This is a genomic window from Streptomyces sp. R-07 (assembly GCF_049913175.1).
In the GTDB taxonomy this organism is placed as follows: Bacteria; Actinomycetota; Actinomycetes; order Streptomycetales; family Streptomycetaceae; genus Streptomyces.
The window spans coordinates 5461536-5478095 of record NZ_CP183978.1 but is presented as its reverse complement, the minus strand read 5'-3'; the positions used below and the strand labels follow the sequence as shown (position 1 = coordinate 5478095).

Annotated in this window: 13 protein-coding genes and 1 tRNA gene; 4 read left to right on the top strand and 10 right to left on the bottom strand. The window is 71.5% G+C overall.

The window, feature by feature from the left end:
* Positions 1-40: 40 nt before the first annotated feature.
* From rho to ACN9M0_RS25275, 7 genes are all read right to left on the bottom strand, one after another.
* Positions 41-2083, bottom strand: coding sequence for a transcription termination factor Rho (gene rho, locus ACN9M0_RS25305; RefSeq protein WP_399696070.1), 2043 nt, complete (start codon positions 2081-2083; stop codon positions 41-43).
* A 417-nt stretch (positions 2084-2500) separates the two neighbouring features.
* Positions 2501-3418, bottom strand: coding sequence for a homoserine kinase (gene thrB / locus ACN9M0_RS25300; RefSeq protein WP_366036116.1), 918 nt, complete (start codon positions 3416-3418; stop codon positions 2501-2503).
* Between the two features lie 359 nt (positions 3419-3777).
* On the bottom strand, positions 3778-4848 hold the full coding sequence (thrC, locus tag ACN9M0_RS25295) for a threonine synthase (protein WP_366036117.1): 1071 nt from the start codon (positions 4846-4848) through the stop codon (positions 3778-3780).
* Positions 4849-4854: 6 nt separating this feature from the next.
* Complete coding sequence (locus ACN9M0_RS25290) at positions 4855-6147, bottom strand: homoserine dehydrogenase (protein ID WP_030688876.1); 1293 nt, start codon at positions 6145-6147, stop codon at positions 4855-4857.
* A 126-nt stretch (positions 6148-6273) separates the two neighbouring features.
* A complete protein-coding gene (gene lysA / locus ACN9M0_RS25285) occupies positions 6274-7665 on the bottom strand; it encodes a diaminopimelate decarboxylase (RefSeq protein WP_399696071.1) in 1392 nt (463 codons plus the stop codon).
* 11 nt (positions 7666-7676) lie between these two features.
* Positions 7677-8639 carry an ArgS-related anticodon-binding protein NrtL gene (nrtL, locus tag ACN9M0_RS25280; RefSeq protein WP_399696072.1) on the bottom strand — a complete coding sequence of 321 codons (963 nt, stop codon included), beginning with the start codon at positions 8637-8639 and terminating at the stop codon, positions 7677-7679.
* A gap of 103 nt (positions 8640-8742) precedes the next feature.
* Positions 8743-9333, bottom strand: a complete 591-nt coding sequence (locus ACN9M0_RS25275) for a response regulator (RefSeq protein WP_426405324.1) — start codon at positions 9331-9333, stop codon at positions 8743-8745.
* A gap of 205 nt (positions 9334-9538) precedes the next feature.
* On the opposite strand from ACN9M0_RS25275, the gene ACN9M0_RS25270 reads away from it, so the two are divergent.
* Positions 9539-9610, top strand: a tRNA-Arg gene (locus ACN9M0_RS25270).
* 896 nt (positions 9611-10506) lie between these two features.
* Here ACN9M0_RS25270 and ACN9M0_RS25265 read toward each other — a convergent pair.
* Together ACN9M0_RS25265 and ACN9M0_RS25260 are read right to left on the bottom strand one after the other, a co-directional pair.
* Entirely contained in the window at positions 10507-12117 is a 1611-nt protein-coding gene (locus ACN9M0_RS25265) for a M4 family metallopeptidase (protein ID WP_426404271.1), read from the bottom strand.
* Between the two features lie 173 nt (positions 12118-12290).
* Positions 12291-12764 (bottom strand): luciferase family protein, encoded by a 474-nt coding sequence (locus ACN9M0_RS25260; RefSeq protein WP_426404270.1) that lies wholly within the window; start codon positions 12762-12764, stop codon positions 12291-12293.
* 254 nt (positions 12765-13018) lie between these two features.
* Here ACN9M0_RS25260 and ACN9M0_RS25255 point away from each other — a divergent pair, with 254 nt between their 5' ends.
* The gene (locus tag ACN9M0_RS25255) at positions 13019-13429 is read left to right on the top strand and encodes a winged helix-turn-helix transcriptional regulator (RefSeq protein ID WP_399696076.1); all 411 of its coding nucleotides are present in this window, start codon (positions 13019-13021) and stop codon (positions 13427-13429) included.
* A gap of 18 nt (positions 13430-13447) precedes the next feature.
* Here the strand turns inward: ACN9M0_RS25255 and ACN9M0_RS25250 are convergent, their stop codons facing one another.
* On the bottom strand, positions 13448-14428 hold the full coding sequence (locus tag ACN9M0_RS25250; RefSeq protein WP_366036123.1) for a Ku protein: 981 nt from the start codon (positions 14426-14428) through the stop codon (positions 13448-13450).
* A gap of 50 nt (positions 14429-14478) precedes the next feature.
* Here ACN9M0_RS25250 and ligD point away from each other — a divergent pair, with 50 nt between their 5' ends.
* Both ligD and ACN9M0_RS25240 read left to right on the top strand, forming a co-directional pair.
* Complete coding sequence (ligD, locus tag ACN9M0_RS25245) at positions 14479-15375, top strand: non-homologous end-joining DNA ligase (protein ID WP_366036124.1); 897 nt, start codon at positions 14479-14481, stop codon at positions 15373-15375.
* 107 nt (positions 15376-15482) lie between these two features.
* Positions 15483-16412: a DNA ligase gene (locus tag ACN9M0_RS25240; RefSeq protein WP_426404269.1), complete on the top strand. Its 930-nt coding sequence runs from the start codon at positions 15483-15485 to the stop codon at positions 16410-16412.
* The last annotated feature ends 148 nt before the right edge of the window (positions 16413-16560 follow it).

Below are 16560 nucleotides of genomic sequence, written 5' to 3'. Positions count from 1 at the left end.
GGCCGGGGTCCGGCTCTCGTCGTGTGACGCAGCTCTCGCGTCAGTCGTTGTTGGCGGCACCCGGCGTGGTCTTCTGGATCTGGAGCAGGAACTCGCCGTTCGACTTCGTCTGCTTCATCTTGTCGAGCAGCAGCTCGATCGCCTGCTGCTGGTCGAGCGCGTGGAGCACGCGACGCAGCTTCCAGGTGACGGCGAGCTCGTCGCTGCCGAGGAGGATCTCCTCCTTGCGGGTACCCGAGGCGTCGACGTCGACGGCCGGGAAGATGCGCTTGTCGGCGAGCTTCCGGTCGAGCTTGAGCTCCATGTTGCCCGTGCCCTTGAACTCCTCGAAGATCACCTCGTCCATCCGCGAGCCGGTGTCGACCAGCGCGGTGGCCAGGATGGTCAGCGAGCCGCCGTCCTCGATGTTGCGCGCGGCACCGAAGAAGCGCTTCGGCGGGTAGAGCGCGGTCGAGTCGACACCACCGGACAGGATGCGGCCGGAGGCGGGCGCCGCGAGGTTGTACGCGCGGCCCAGGCGGGTGATCGAGTCGAGCAGGACGACCACGTCGTGACCCAGCTCCACGAGACGCTTGGCGCGCTCGATGGCCAGCTCGGCGACGGTGGTGTGGTCCTCGGCCGGGCGGTCGAAGGTCGAGGAGATGACCTCGCCCTTGACCGACCGCTGCATGTCGGTGACCTCTTCCGGACGCTCGTCGACCAGGACGACCATCAGGTGGCACTCGGGGTTGTTGTGCGTGATCGCGTTGGCGATCGCCTGCATGATCATGGTCTTGCCGGTCTTCGGCGGGGCCACGATCAGACCGCGCTGGCCCTTGCCGATCGGCGACACGAGGTCGATGATCCGCGTGGTCAGCACGCCCGGGTCGGTCTCCAGACGGAGCCGGTCCTGCGGGTAGAGCGGGGTCAGCTTGTTGAACTCCGGGCGGCCGCGGCCGGAGTCGGCGGCCATGCCGTTCGCGGAGTCCAGGCGGACCAGCGCGTTGAACTTCTCGCGGCGCTCGCCCTCCTTCGGCTGACGCACGGCGCCGGTGACGTGGTCACCCTTGCGCAGGCCGTTCTTGCGGACCTGGGCGAGGGAGACGTACACGTCGTTCGGACCGGGCAGGTAGCCGGAGGTCCGGATGAACGCGTAGTTGTCGAGGATGTCGAGGATGCCCGCGACGGGGATCAGGACGTCGTCGTCGGCGACCTGCGGCTCGCCGGCCTGGAAGTCGTCACGGCCACGACGGCCACGGCGGTCGCGGTAACGGCCCCGACGCCCGCGACGGCCGCCCTCGGCGTCGTCGTAGTCGTCCTGCGGACCGGCCTGCTGGCCACCCTGCTGCCCGCCCTGCTGACCCTGGCCGCCCTGGCCCTGGCCACCCTGGCGCTGACGCTGGCCGCCCTGGCCACCGCCCTGCTGCTCGTCGCCCTTGCGGTCGCGCTGACGGTCACGGCGGTCACGGCGCTCGCCGCGCTCCCCGCGCTCGCCCCGCTCGCCGCGGTCACGACGGCCACGGCCCTCGGCGCCGTCGACGGCGGACTCGGCCTTGGCGTCGGCCTGCGGCTCGGCCTTGACCTCGCGGGTCTCGGTGCGGGCCTCGGTCTTGACGACCTGGGCCTCGGCCTTGGCCTCGCCCTCCGGCGAACCGGCGGGGGCGGTGGCACGACGACGGCGGCGCTCACCGGCCGGGGCGTCGTCGGCGGCCGGCTGGCCCGGGATGTCGATCTGCTGCTGGGCGACGGCCTTCTCGGCCTTCTCCGCCTTGGGCGCGGCGGCCTCGGCGGTCTCGCCCGTGCGGGTCTTGGAGGTGGCGCGGCGCTTCGGCTTGGTCTCGGCGGCGTCGGCGGCCTTGGCGGGGGCGGCGGACCCTCCGGCCTGCGCCTCCTTGATGACCTCGATCAGCTGGCTCTTGCGCATCCGCGCGGTGCCCCTGATGCCGAGGCCGGACGCGACCTGCTGCAGCTCGGCCAGGACCATGCCCTCGAGGCCGGTGCCGGAGCGGCGGCGCCGTGCGGTGCCGGTGGCACCTGCGGCGGGCGCGGCGGTGTCGACACTGCTGTCGGCAGTCACGCCCATCAGATCGGTGGTGTCGCTCACGAAGGGTCCTTCCCTGGAGCGGACGTCGGCCATCTGGCTCGGCGACCGGTTGTGCTGTCCGGCAGGGTCCTGGTTCGTGGACCGTGTCCGGGGCGGTGGTCCCGCCGGGTACGGCGGAGAGAGAAAACGTGCTGTGGGTCCGGCCCGAGCGCCCCCTGCTCGGCCCTCACTGCAGAAGAGCGAGGGGTGTCGTGCCGGTTCCGGAGCGTGCTCGAAACTGCTCAGGCAGGCTGCTCAGGCAGTTGGGGAGGCTCCCGGAAGAATCGGTGGTCCCTGATGGGGACACTCAGCACCGCGCCAAAAAGGCGCCGGGTGCTGACTTGAGGTTAACACTACCGGCTCCAACAAACATTCCCCCTCTCCCTCACCGGCAATCTCCTGTCCGAGGCGCTGCCCGGCGCCCCGGCCGCCACACGCCTAGGGCGCCAGCGGCAGGACGCTCGCTCCGGACGCGTCGAGGTCGAGCCGGTTCGCGGCCCAGCCCTCGCCCGCGAGGCGGGCGACCTTGTCGGCCGTCCCGTGTTCGGCCAGCGCGAGGACCGTGGGGCCCGCGCCGGAGATGACCGCGGGGACACCGTCCGCCCGCAGCCGGTTCACCAGGGCGAGGCTCTCCGGCATCGCGGGAGCCCGGTACTCCTGGTGCAGCCGGTCCTCGGTGGCCGAGAGCAGCAGCTCGGGGCGGCGGGTCAGGGCCTCGACGAGGAGGGCGGCACGTCCCGCGTTGGCGGCGGCGTCCACGTGCGGGACGGTGCGCGGCAGGAGTCCGCGGGCGGTCTCGGTCAGCACGGGCTTCCCGGGGACGAAAACCACCGGAACGATGGAATCCGAGGGATCCATCCTGATCGCCCGCGCGGCACCGGACTCGGTCCAGGCGAGCGTGAATCCGCCGAGCAGACAGGCGGCGACGTTGTCGGGGTGGCCCTCGATCTCGGTGGCCAGCTCCAGGAGGGCGGCCTCGTCGAGCTTGGCGTCCCCTCCTATGGTCACGGCGCGGGCGGCGACGATGCCGGCGCAGATGGCGGCGGAGGAGGAGCCGAGGCCGCGGCCGTGCGGGATGCGGTTGGCGCAGACGACCTCGAGGCCGCGCGGCTGTCCGCCGAGCAGGTCGAAGGCCGTGCGCAGGGAGCGTACGAGCAGGTGGCTCTCGTCGCGCGGGAGCGTCTCGGCGCCCTCGCCGGCGATGTCGACGTGCAGCCCGGAGTCGGCGACCCGGACGACGACGTCGTCATAGAGGCCCAGCGACAGGCCGAAGGCGTCGAAGCCCGGGCCGAGGTTGGCGCTGGTGGCGGGGACGCGCACCCGTACGGCGGCGGCGCGGAACGCTGGACCGGCCATCGCTCGTTGACTCTCCTTGATTGCGAAAACGGTGTTTCAGACAACGGGTATTCAAGAGAAGTACTCGGGGACCCGGGGGCCGTCTCGGCCGCGGAGGCGACAACGGCAACGACACCGCGCATATGCGTCGGGGCGGGTTCGGTACAGCCTATCGAAGGAAGGTTCTGTGGCGACATAGGGCGCACAGGAGGCGCACGATGCGTGTCGCGAGCCATCCTGTGCGCCTATGTAGGTTCCTGATCGGGTTTCACCCGATCAGGAACCGGCGTGCCTCGGCTGTTTCAGGCCGGACCGAGGTGCTCGGCCGGGCCCTGACCGCTTCGGACCGGACCGAGGCGCCCGGCCGTGCCTCGGCTGTTTCAGGCCAGGCCGAGGCGCTCGGCGGCGGTCGCGGCGTCGACCGGGACGGTGACCGGCTGCGGCGCGCCGGCGACGGCCCAGTCGGGGTCCTTGAGGCCGTTGCCGGTGACCGTGCAGACGATCGTCTGGCCGGGGTCGACCTTGCCCTGCGCGGCGGCCTTCAGCAGACCGGCGACCGAGGCGGCCGAGGCGGGCTCGACGAAGACGCCCTCCTGCGCGGCCAACAGGCGGTAGGCCTGCAGGATCTCACGGTCCGTCACCTCGTCGATGAAGCCGCCCGACTCGTCGCGCGCGGCGATCGCGTAGTCCCAGGAGGCCGGGTTGCCGATGCGGATCGCGGTGGCGATCGTCGACGGGTCCTTGACGACCTCGCCGCGCACGAGCGGGGCGGAACCGGAGGCCTGGAAGCCCCACATGCGCGGGCGGTGGGTGGCGAGACCGTCGGCGGCGTACTCGCGGTACCCCTTCCAGTACGCCGTGATGTTGCCGGCGTTGCCCACGGGCAGGACGTGGATGTCGGGGGCGTCGCCCAGCATGTCCACGATCTCGAACGCGGCGGTCTTCTGGCCCTCGATGCGGACCGGGTTGACCGAATTGACCAGCGCCACCGGGTAGTTCTCGGAGAGGCTGCGGGCCAGGGTCAGGCAGTCGTCGAAGTTTCCGTCGACCTGGAGGATCTTCGCGCCGTGCACGAGCGCCTGGCCCATCTTGCCGAGCGCGATCTTGCCCTGCGGCACGAGGACGGCCGAGACCATGCCGGCGCGGACCGCGTAGGCCGCCGCCGAGGCGGAGGTGTTGCCGGTGGACGCGCAGATGACGGCCTGCGCGCCCTCCTCCTTGGCCCTGGTGATGGCCATGGTCATGCCCCGGTCCTTGAAGGAGCCGGTGGGGTTGGCGCCCTCGACCTTGAGGTGCACCTCGCAGCCCGTGCGCTCGGAGAGGACCTGAGCGGGGACGAGCGGCGTGCCGCCCTCACGAAGCGTGACGACCGGCGTCGTGTCCGTGACCGGAAGGCGGTCCCGGTACTCCTCGATGATGCCGCGCCACTGGTGGGTGCCCTTGTGGGTCATGGGTCCTTACTCCCCTTCAACACGCATGATGCTGGCGACACCGCGCACGGTGTCGAGCTTGCGCAGCGCCTCGACGGTCCCGGAGAGGGCGGCGTCGGGCGCGCGGTGGGTGACGACGACGAGGGAGGCCTCGCCGTCCTTGCCCTGCTGGCGCACCGTATCGATGGATACGCCGTGCTCGGCGAAGACCGTCGCGACCTGGGCGAGGACGCCCGGCTTGTCGGCCACGTCGAGACTGATGTGGTACCGCGTCACGACCTCGCCCATGGAGCTCACGGGCAGCTGGGTGTACGCGGACTCGCCGGGGCCCGTCGCCTCGTTGAGACGGTTGCGGCAGACGGCGACGACGTCGCCGAGCACGGCGGAGGCGGTCGGCGAGCCGCCCGCCCCGGGGCCGTAGAACATGAGCTGCCCGGCGGCCTCCGCCTCGACGAAGACCGCGTTGTACGCCTCGCGGACGGAGGCGAGCGGGTGGCTGAGCGGGATCATCGCGGGGTGCACGCGCGCGGTGACGGACCCGCCGTCGGCGGCCCGCTCGCAGATCGCGAGCAGCTTGATGGTGCAGCCCATCTGCTTGGCGGAGGCGAAGTCCGCGGCGGTGACCTCGGTCATGCCCTCGCGGTAGACGTCGTCGAGGCGCACGCGCGTGTGGAAGGCGATCCCGGCGAGGATGGCGGCCTTGGCGGCGGCGTCGAAGCCCTCGACGTCGGCGGTGGGGTCGGCCTCGGCGTATCCCAGCGCGGTGGCCTCGTCGAGCGCCTCGGAGTATCCGGCACCCGACGTGTCCATCTTGTCGAGGATGAAGTTCGTCGTGCCGTTGACGATGCCCATGACGCGGTTGATCTTGTCGCCGGCGAGCGACTCGCGCAGCGGCCGGACGAGCGGGATGGCACCCGCGACGGCGGCCTCGTAGTAGAGGTCCTGCCCGTGCTGCTCGGCGGCGGCGTAGAGGCTGGCGCCGTCCTGGGCCAGCAGCGCCTTGTTCGCCGAGACGACGGAGGCACCGTGCTCGAAGGCGGTGGTGATGAGGGTGCGGGCCGGCTCGATGCCGCCGATGACCTCGACGACGACGTCGATGTCCCCGCGTTTGACGAGGGCGGTCGCGTCGGTGGTGATCAGCTCGGCGGGGACTCCCCCGCGCACCTTGTCGGGCCGGCGGACGGCCACGCCGGCGAGCTCGACCGGCGCGCCGATGCGCGCGGCGAGGTCGTCGGCGTGCGTCGTCATGATGCGCGCCACCTCTGAGCCGACCACTCCACAGCCCAGCAGCGCCACCTTCAGCGGACGCGTACGCATCATCCGACCTCGTTTCTCGTACTACTTCGTCGTCGTATTTCTACGGTGGGACCAGTCTCACTCACCGGACGGGGGTTTCAGCCCCCGGTCCGGATCCTGAGACATCTATTTCATCACTCGACTATTTCATCAGCCGACGTCGAGACGCAGGAGATCTTCCTCCGTCTCGCGCCGGACGATCACACGCGCCTCGCCGTCGCGGACGGCGACGACCGGCGGCCGGAGCGCGTGGTTGTAGTTGCTGGCCATGGAGCGGCAGTACGCGCCGGTGGCCGGGACGGCGATGAGGTCGCCGGGTGCCAGGTCCGAGGGCAGGAAGGCGTCCCGTACGACGATGTCGCCGCTCTCGCAGTGCTTGCCGACGACACGGGACAGCATCGGCTCGGCGTCGCTGGTCCGCGAGACGAGGCTGACGCTGTACTCGGCGTCGTACAGGGCGGTGCGGATGTTGTCCGACATGCCGCCGTCGACGCTCACGTACGTCCGCAGCCCTTCGAGGGGCTTGACGGTGCCGACGCGGTAGAGGGTGAAGGCGGTGGGCCCGACGATGGCGCGCCCGGGCTCGACGGAGATCCGCGGCGTCCGCAGCCCGGCCGCCTCGCACTCCCGCGTGACGATCTCGCTCAGCGCCTTGGCGATCTCGTGCGGCTCGCGGGGATCGTCCTCGGACGTGTACGCGATACCCAGCCCACCCCCGAGGTCGATCTCGGGCAGCTCGACGCCGTGCTCGTCGCGCACCTCGGCGAGGAGCTGGACGACGCGCCGCGCGGACACCTCGAACCCGGCCATGTCGAAGATCTGCGAGCCGATGTGCGAGTGGATGCCGATGAGCTCGAGCCCGTCGAGCTTGAGCGCCCGCCGCACGGCCTCGGCGGCCTGCCCGCCGGCGAGGGCGATGCCGAACTTCTGGTCCTCGTGGGCGGTGGCGATGAACTCGTGGGTGTGGGCCTCGACGCCGACGGTCACCCGGATCTGTACGCGCTGCCGCTTGCCGAGGGAATGCGCGACGTGCGCGACCCGCACGATCTCCTGGAAGGAGTCGAGCACGATCCGCCCGACCCCGGCCTCGACGGCCCGGCGGATCTCGTCCTCGCTCTTGTTGTTCCCGTGGAAGGCGATCCGCTCGGCGGGCATCCCGGCGGAGAGAGCGGTGCTCAGCTCACCCCCGGAGCACACGTCGAGATTGAGCCCCTCCTCCTTGAGCCACCGCACGATGGCGCGGGAGAGGAAGGCCTTCCCGGCGTAGAAGACGTCGGCGTCCTTGCCGAAGGCCTCGGCCCAGGCGCGGCAGCGGGCGCGGAAGTCGGTCTCGTCGAGGAAGTAGGCGGGCGTGCCGAACTCCTCGGCGAGGGCGTCGACCGCGATCCCGCCGACGGTGGCGACCCCGCGCTCGTCCCTCGTGACGGTCCGGGCCCAGACCTTGGGGTCGAGGCGGTTGAGGTCGGCGGGCGGCGCCGAGTAGTGCCCCTCGGGGAGGACATCGGCGTGACGGGGCCCGGCGGGGTGGGCGGAACGACTCATGGCTGGCTCTTTCAGATCCGATCGGGTGCGCTGATGCCGAGCACGGAGAGGCCACCGGCGAGCACCGTCCCGGCGGCTTCGGCGAGCGCGAGCCGGGAACGGTGGGCGGCCGAGGGTTTCTCGTCGCCGAGCGGCAGAACGCTGTGCTGGAACGCGAGCAGCGCGTCGGCGGTGGCTTCCAGGTGCCGGGCGACCCGGTCGGGGGCGCGGTGGCGGGCGGCGGTGAGGAGGACGACGGGGTGGTCGCCGAGGACGCCGAGAAGCTCGGGTGCGGGGATGTCGGTCTCGTACGCGGGGGTGAAACCGAGCTGCAGCCCGTTGGCGAGCAGCCGGCGCACGCGCGCGTGGGCGTACCGGACACGGAAGAGGGAGTTGCGCTCGTGCTGGACGAGGAGGGGCGGCCCGTCGAGGGGCCGGTCGCCCGGCGCGGCCCGCAGCAGGGCCCACCGGGCGGCGTCGACGCCGAGGGTCCCGGGCTCGTACGCCCCACCCCGCACATGGATCCGCTCGTCCCCGCCGAGGGCGGCATCGGCCCCCTGGGAACGGAGCAGCCGCACGACGACGTCGGTCACGATCGAGGCCCGCGACTCCGTCACGTCGGCGAACCGCACGGCGGTCCCGGCGAGGGCGGTGCCGTGCCCGTACGCGGTTCCGGCCTCCCGGATCGCCCGCACGAGGTCACTGCCGGCATCGGCACGGAGGGTGAAGTTCAGGAACCCGGGCCCGGTGATGTCGACGGCGAGGATCCCGGGGGCTCCCTGGAGCCGCTCCTTGAGAACCCCGGCGACATCCATCGCACTGCGCCCGGCGGCCCGGGCGAGCCCGAGGGCGACGCTGCTGGCGTACTCCCCGGTACCACCGGGCCGGGCCCGCTCGACCTTGACGCGCGGGGGGACGTCGACCCGCAGCGCACCGTCGTCGACCGCACGGCGCACGGCGTGCTGCACGGTGAGGGAGAGGTCCGCGGGGGTCACGGGACAAGCCTAGGGGAGGAGGGGGGTCGAAACGCGAACCGGTTTCGCCATGCGGGCACCGACGCCGCCGAGGCCCGGACTCGCGGACCTCAGATCACCCGCGTCACCCGCGCGAACTCCCGGCCGACCGACTGCCGTGCCGACTGTCACGCTCCTGGAGCCCACGGCTGCCCTGCCGGTTGTCGCGCTCCTGCATCCCACGGATGTCCTGCCGACCGTCGTGCCGGCTGTCGTGCTCTTGAAGCCCGCGGACGTCCTGCCGGTTGTCATGGCGGCTGTCGTGCCGACTGTCGTGTTCCTGGAGTCCGTCGACTGCGGCCGGTTCCTCTCCCCCGTCGGGCCCGGCCCCCTCGGGCCGCTCCCGCCGCTCGCGGTGCATCAACTGGCGCACCACGCGCACGAGCTCGGAGGGCTCGAAGGGCTTGGCGAGGAAGGCATCGACACCGGAGGTGACCCCGCCGGCCTCGTGCTCGCCGCAGGCACTGATGATCGCGACCGGGAGATGACTGGTCCGGGGGTCGGCCCGCAACCGCTCGGCGGTCTTGATCCCGTCCAAGCGGGGCATGACGACGTCCAGGGTGACGACATCAGGACAGACCTGATGTACGACATCCAGACACTCGGCACCATCGGCCGCGGTCACGACCTCGAACCCCTCGAGTTCGAGATTGACCCTGATCAACTGGCGGATCACCTTGTTGTCATCGACAACGAGCACCCGACCGGACACGCCTGACACACGAACGAGAGTAGGCGGCCCCGAACGGCTGCGTCCGGGTTTTACCCACTTCTGACCCGTGCGGGGGGCGCGGCCCCCGGTGACGCCCCGGAAATACCTGTTCACAGGCACGCCCGCAGAGCTGGTAGGGTTCTACCCGTCGCCGCCGAACGCGGCGGACGCCCCCGTAGCTCAGGGGATAGAGCAACGGCCTCCGGAGCCGTGTGCGCAGGTTCGAATCCTGCCGGGGGCACTTCGCAGGAAGTGCCACACAGACCCCGTGATCAGCGGAAACGCTGAGAACGGGGTCTTGTTGTATGCGCAGACGTGTGCCGGGGTGAGCGGCCGTATGACAGGGGCCGCGGCCTATTCGCGGCCTGGGCCGTGAGGCATCGACGAAGGTCCGGTACGTGCGTCCGGCCGGCGAACGAGGGGCTGCCGGATGACTGCTGGAGCCCAGGAGACCGCGGCGGAGCCTGCTCGGCCGGTGCTGGTGGGCCGCGACTGGGCCTGGACACCTCCGTTCTAGACATCGCCCGTGCGGCATCGCAGCGGCTGAACGCCAACGGCCCCCGGACAGGTCCAGGGGCCATGGATCAGGGGTGTCAGGCGACGCTTACTCGTACTCGCGCAGCAGGTTCTCGATACGCCGGTTCGCCACCTCCTGGCGGCCGTCGAGGACGATGGCCGTCAGGAGCGGCCAGCTCCCGGCCCCTGCCAGTCCCGGTAGACGGGGGTGTGGGGGCTGCGCGGCCGGCGCTGGCAGGGCGTCTCCTGGCCATCGACGAAGCCCGACCGTCGGTTGGGTCCCGGACGAGTCTCCGGGCCGCCCCCAGACAGGCCAGGGATGCAACCATTCCCTTCAGAGCTGGAACCCCCGGAAGCCGGCCGCGCGACGTAAACCATAGGGGCGGGCACTGACATCGGCCCTGTCATGAAGTGGCCGTTGAACGGCGCGGGTTCGACTGCGTGACAACGCCGACGAACATCGGCGGACGCCTGCAGGCCATCGGGGCAGGTGACAGCCACACCAGCCCTCACATCTGCTCGTCGCACGCCGATGCCGTCCACACCGCTTGGGGCAGCGTGGACGGCATCGGGTCGCTCAGGTTCGCGGGAAGGGACTCCCTCCCGCCTCCCCGGAGGGTGTTACTTCACGTTGATCGCGGTCCAGGCGGAGGCGACAGCGTTGTACTGGGTGCTGCCCGAGCCGTAGAGGTCCGCGGCGGCCGAGAGGGTGGCCGTGCGGGCGCCCGAGTAGCCGGTGGAGGAGGTCATGTAGGTGGAGAGGGCCTTGTACCAGATCTTGTACGCGGCCTGGCGGCCGATGCCCGTGACCGTGGAGCCGTCGTAGGTCGGCGAGTTGTAGGTGACGCCGTTGATCGTCTTCGAGCCGCTGCCCTCGGACAGCAGGTAGAAGAAGTGGTTGGCCGGGCCCGAGGAGTAGTGGACGTTCAGGCGGCCGACCGACTTCGACCAGTAGTCGGCGGACTTGCCGTCCTTGCTGGGCTTGTCCATGTAACGGAGCGGCGTGCCGTTGCCGTTGATGTCGATCTTCTCGCCGATGAGGTAGTCACCCGCGTCGGAGGAGTTGTTGGCGAACCACTCGACCGAGGTGCCGAGGATGTCGGAGGTCGCCTCGTTCAGGCCGCCGGACTCGCCGCTGTAGCGGAGGTTCGCGGTGGAGGAGGTCAGGCCGTGGGACATCTCGTGGCCGGCCACGTCCAGGGACGTGAGCGGGTGGGTGTTGTTGATGCCGTCGCCGTACGTCATGCAGAAGCACGAGTCGTCCCAGAACGCGTTCACGTACGCGCTGCCGTAGTGGACGCGGGAGTAGGCGGCGACGCCGTCGCCGCGGATGCCCAGGCGGCCCAGCTCGTTCTTGTAGAAGTCCCAGGTGACGGCCGCACCGTAGTGCGCGTCCGCCGCCGCGGTCTCACGGTTGGAGGCGAGGCCGTTGCCCCACGTGTCCGTGGAGTTGGTGAAGAGCGTGCCCTGGCCGGACGTGCCGCCGTTCAGGTCGTACGTCTTGTGGCCGCCGCGCGTGGCGTCGGTCAGGGTGTACGAGCCCGAGGTGCCGAGGGTGACCTGGCCGGCGTACATGGTGTTGCCCACGCCGGTCTCGATCGTCTCGATCGAGGACAGCTCCTTGCCGGTGGTGGCGTCGGTGACGACCAGGCGGCGGCTCGGCGTGCCGTCCTTCTGGACGCCGGTGACGGTCGTCTCCCAGGCGAGGACCGGCTTGCCGGAGGCCGCCCAGATCACCTTGCGGGCGTTGGCGACGGCCTCGTCCGCGTTGGCGGCGGAGGCGAGGGCCGCCTTGCCGGCGGCGGCGCGCTCGACGGCGGGCGTCGTGCTGGCCACGGATATGCGGGCCTGGGTCGCCTTGGTGGTGGAGCGGGCGCCCGACTTCTTCTGGTGGACGACCAGGTCGCCGCCGAGGACCGGGAGGCCCTCGTAGGTGCGCTCGTAGCGCGTGTGGACGGTGCCGTCCGCGTCCTTGACGACGTCGCGGACGACCAGCTTCTCCTGGGCGGACAGGCCGATGGCCTGGGCGGTGGCGGCGGCCTCGCCCTGCGCCTCGTGGATGGCGGTGGCGCGCTGGGTGCCGGTCAGCTGGACGGCCGTGGCACCGGCCTCGCGCTGGGCGTCGGCGTTGGCGGATCCGGTCTGGACTCCGACGACGACCATGGCGGCCGAGGCGAGCAGCGCGGCAGCGCGGGCGGTGGTACGGCGGGACGAAGACTGCTGGCGGGTCACGCGGGCTCCTTCGCTGAAAAGCGTGGGGATCGTGGGGGTGGGTGGTGCGGCTGTGAGCGTGCCAGCGAAGATCCCGGTTTGACAGGTATGCAACAAGGATTTGACCATCTGTTGTCCGAAGGGCGGCCAATCACGTCCGCTATGCGGTGAGTTGGCCAATCTTCAACCTCTGTTCATTTATCGGACACCAGCGCCTGGGCGTGCGAGGAGCGCAGCACCGCCGTCGCCACCTCCAGCTCCCCCTTGTCGCGCGGCGCGTAGAACATCACGATCGTGTCGGGGAACTCCGGGCGGCGGGTGATCGGGTGCTGCTCCACCCAGCCCAGGTCGACGAGGGTCTGCAGCACCCCGGGCTCCACCGTGAGATGCAGGAAACCGGAGCGGTGGATATGGCCGAACTCGTCCACCGACGGGTGGAGAAAGGCCGTGAAGAGACGGTTCCGGTCGGGGATTCCCGGCAGGCGCAGCGCCAGCGACCCCGGCTCGGACACCAGACTCCGGCCGGTGACCACACCGGGCAGCAGCCGCGCGCGGGCGACCAGCTCCTCCCGTATCGCGGACGGCGAGAAGTCCTCCAGCTGGTCGTGCGGGATCTCCGCACCGGTGGTGCGGGGGCGGGGTCCCTTGCGCGGGGGCAGATCGGTCACGTCGAGCCCCCCGGGGTGTGTGGGAGGGCTTCGTGCGCGACGGCTTCGCGTCGGAGGGCGTCTCGTGGGAGGGCTTCGCGCCGGAGGGCGTCTCGTGGGACGGCTTCGCGTCGCAGGACGTCTCGCCCGTAGGCGTCTTGTCGGCGGGCATGGTTCTCCTCTGGCAGCGGCAGGCGGGTGGGCCAAGAGGTGGTTACCAGGAGTGCCCTGGGTACTTCTTGTGCCCCGCCCGCAGTCTGCGCGATGCTGCCCGCGTGACAGAAGAACGCACTTCAACAGGACCTGCGCACACCGGTGTTACCGACCAGGTCTGCGAACTGCGCGAGGTGCTCGACCGGGTGGGCGACAAGTGGAGCGTCCTAGTCATGGCGCTCCTCGGCGACGGTTCGCGCCGCTACTCCGCGCTCCGCCGTTCGATCGAGGGCATCTCCCCGCGCATGCTGACCATCACCCTGCGCAGCCTGGAGCGCGACGGCCTCGTCCTGCGCACCGTGACCCCCAGCTCCCCGCCCCGCGTCGACTACGCGCTCACGCCGGTCGGCCGCACCCTGTCCACGGAGGTCGGCGGGCTCATCCGGTGGGCGGAGGAGCACCGTACGTACATCAGCAGCTCCCGGCGCGCCTACGACGGTGCGGGGGGCGACGGCGCGGGGGACGGCGACTGACCGCGCCGCCGTGGCGCTTCAGGCCGTGCGCTTGCGCGGCGTGGTCTTCTTCGCCGTCGTCTTCTTCGCGCCGGACTTCTTCGCCGCGGTGCTCTTCGTGGCAGCGGTCTTCTTCGCAGCCGTCGTCTTCTTCGGGGTCGTCGTCTTCTTCGCCGCGGCCGTCTTCTTCGCCGGGGCCTTCCTCGGCTTGAGTTCGGTCACCACCGCGTCCTCGCCGCGCGCCTCCCGCGCCGCCCGGACGCTGTTCTCCAGGGCTGCCATCAGGTCGATGACCCGGCCACCGCCCGCCTCCTCCCCCGGCTCCGGGGGTGCGACGCCCTCGCCGCCCGCCGCCTTCGCCGCGATCATCTCCTCGACCGCCGTGCGGTAGTCGTCGTGCAGCGTGCTGATGTCGACCTCGCCGAGGGTGGCCATCAGGGCGTCCGCCAGGTCCAGTTCGGCGTCGCGGACCGTCACCGGGGTCTCGGGGGCGACGCCTTCGGGAGCGCGGATCTCGTCCGGCCAGAGCAGGCCGTGCATCGCGATCACGTCGTCCACGACCCGGAGCATGCCGAGGCGCTCCCGCCCCCGCAGGGCGTACTTGGCGAGCGCCACCCTGTCGCTGCGCTTGAGGGCCTCGCGGAGCAGGGTGTACGGCTTGGCCGCGGGCACGCCGTTCGCCGAGAGGTAGTACGCGGCGTCCATCTGGAGCGGGTCAATCTCGCCGGCCGGCACGAAGGCGACGATCTCGATCGTCTTCGCGGTCGGGAGCGGCAGCGCCGCCAGATCCTCGTCGGTGATCGGGATCATGGTCCCGTCGGCGTCCTCGTACGCCTTGCCGATCTCCGCCTGGGGGACCTCCTCCCCGTCGAGCTCGCACACCTTCTTGTAGCGGACCCGGCCGCCGTCCTCGGTGTGGATCTGACGGAAGGAGACGGACCGGCTCTCCGTAGCGTTCACCAGCTTGATCGGGATGCTGACCAGCCCGAAGGATATGGCGCCGTTCCAGATGGATCGCACGTTCCCTGCCTTTCGAGCCGGTATGTCCTGAAACGTGGGATTCTCATCGTATGACGCCCATCACAGAGGTGGAGGGACGGCGCCTGGCGCTCAGCAACCTGGACAAGGTGCTCCACCCGGTCACCGGCACCACCAAGGGCGAGCTGCTCCACTACTACGCGACCGTCGGGGCCGTGATCCTGCCCCATCTGCGCGACCGCCCGGTGTCGTTCCTGCGCTACCCGGACGGTCCCGACGGGCAGCTCTTCTTCACCAAGAATCCCCCGCCCGGCACACCCTCCTGGGTGAGGACCACCCCCGTACCCCGCTCCGAGGACCCCCGCGCCCGGCAGGTGGTGATCGAGGACCTGGCCTCGCTCATGTGGGCCGCGAACCTCGTCGTGGAGTTCCACACGCCCCAGTGGCGGGCCTCCTCCCCCGCCGTCGCCGACCGGCTCGTCTTCGACCTCGACCCCGGGCCGCCCGCCGGCGTCGCCGCCTGCTGCCGGGTCGCCCTCCACCTGCGCGAGCGGCTCGCGGCGGACGGCCTGCAGGCCTTCGCCAAGACCTCCGGTTCCAAGGGCCTCCACCTGCTCGTCCCGGTGGAGCCGACGCCGTCCGCGCAGGTCTCGGCGTACGCGAAGCAGCTCGCCGTCGAGGCGGAGGCGGAGCTGCCGGACCTCGTCACGCACCGGATGACCAAGGCCCTGCGGTCCGGGAAGGTCTTCGTCGACCACAGCCAGAACGCCGCCGCCAAGACCACCGCCACCCCCTACACCCTGCGGGCGCGCGCCCTGCCCACCGTCTCGGCGCCCGTCACCTGGGAGGAGGTGGAGGGCTGCGCCGCCCCCGCCGGCGATCCCGAGGAGCTCGTCCTTCTCATGGGCGACATCGCGCCACGTCTGGAGCAGTACGGGGACCTCCTGGCCCCGCTCTTCGCCCCCGAACGGGCGGGAGCCGTGCCGTGAACCGGGCCGTCAACCGGGCCCCGGGTGGAGCCGGGGATGGCAGGGGCGGAGGTGCCGGGGGCGCGGACCCCGGGGCCGCGGACTCCGGGGCCGTGGACTCCGGGGCCATGGACTCCGGGACCCCGGCCTCCCGTTCCGCCGCCGCCGGCGGCCGGGTCGCGCTCCCGCCGCCCGTCGACGTCATGCGACCCCGGGCCGCCGACGAGATCCCCGCACAGGCGGAGCCGCCCCGGGAACTCCAGTACTCCCTCAAGCTGGACGGGTTCCGCGCCCTGGCCTTCGTTCTCGACCGCGGCAAGGTCGTCCTCCAGTCCCGCTCCCGCCGAGACCTCGCCCCCGAGTTCCCCGACATCGCCGCGCACCTGCGCGACCAGCTGCCGCCGGGCATCGTCCTCGACGGCGAGCTGTGCGCCTACCGGGACGGCCGGCTCAGCTTCACGGACCTGCTCCGTTCGCACGCCGACCGGGTACGGGCCGGGGTGCCCGTCTCGTACGTCGCCTTCGACCTGCTCGCCGTCCCGGGGCGCGACGTGCGGGCGCTGCCCCTCCGCGACCGGTGGGAGCTGCTCGGGGCGGCCCTGCGGGAGGCCGAGCCGCCGCTCCAGCGGGTCCTGGCCACGTCGGACGAGGGAACCGCGCGGGGCTGGTTCCGGGACCTGCGGGCCGCGGGCGTCGAGGGGGTCGTCGCGAAGCGGCTGGACTCGCCCTACCGGGCGGGCTCCACCTGGGCCTGGCGCAAGATCCGGCACGCCGACACGAGCGACGCCCTCCTCCTCGGTCTCGTCGGCCCGCCGGAGCGGCCCCGGGCGCTGGTCGTACGGCTCCCCGACGGCCGCACCCTGACCACCTCGCCCCGGCTCACCCCGGCGCAGTCGCGCCAGGTCGGCGACCTGGCGGCCGACCGGGCGGGCCCTCTCGCCGAGGATCCGGAGCACGGGCCGGTGCGCTGGGTGGAGCCGCCCCTCCCCGTCGAGCTTCGGCAGGTCGCGGGGCGGCACGAGACCGCGGCGTTCGTCCGCGTCCGTTCGGAGGGGTGAGTACGCCTGGAGCCGGCGTGGCGCCGGCTCGGATACCGATAGCAACTGCCCTGCTCCGCACCGTACATGGCGCAAAGAGGCCGCAACACGCGCTCCGGGCGCGGCAGGTGTCGTCGGTTCGGCCTTGTTGTCCCTCCTGTGGTGCACA

What these genes read in the sequence shown, in the direction of transcription:
- thrB (WP_366036116.1), bottom strand. Translation starts at nt 3,418, where the DNA reads ATGGCCGGTCCAGCGTTCCGCGCCGCCGCCGTACGGGTGCGCGTCCCC.
- ACN9M0_RS25240 (WP_426404269.1), top strand. Translation starts at nt 15,483, where the DNA reads ATGGACTCCGGGACCCCGGCCTCCCGTTCCGCCGCCGCCGGCGGCCGG.
- thrC (WP_366036117.1), bottom strand. Translation starts at nt 4,848, where the DNA reads ATGACCCACAAGGGCACCCACCAGTGGCGCGGCATCATCGAGGAGTAC.
- ligD (WP_366036124.1), top strand. Translation starts at nt 14,479, where the DNA reads ATGACGCCCATCACAGAGGTGGAGGGACGGCGCCTGGCGCTCAGCAAC.
- lysA (WP_399696071.1), bottom strand. Translation starts at nt 7,665, where the DNA reads ATGAGTCGTTCCGCCCACCCCGCCGGGCCCCGTCACGCCGATGTCCTC.
- ACN9M0_RS25290 (WP_030688876.1), bottom strand. Translation starts at nt 6,147, where the DNA reads ATGATGCGTACGCGTCCGCTGAAGGTGGCGCTGCTGGGCTGTGGAGTG.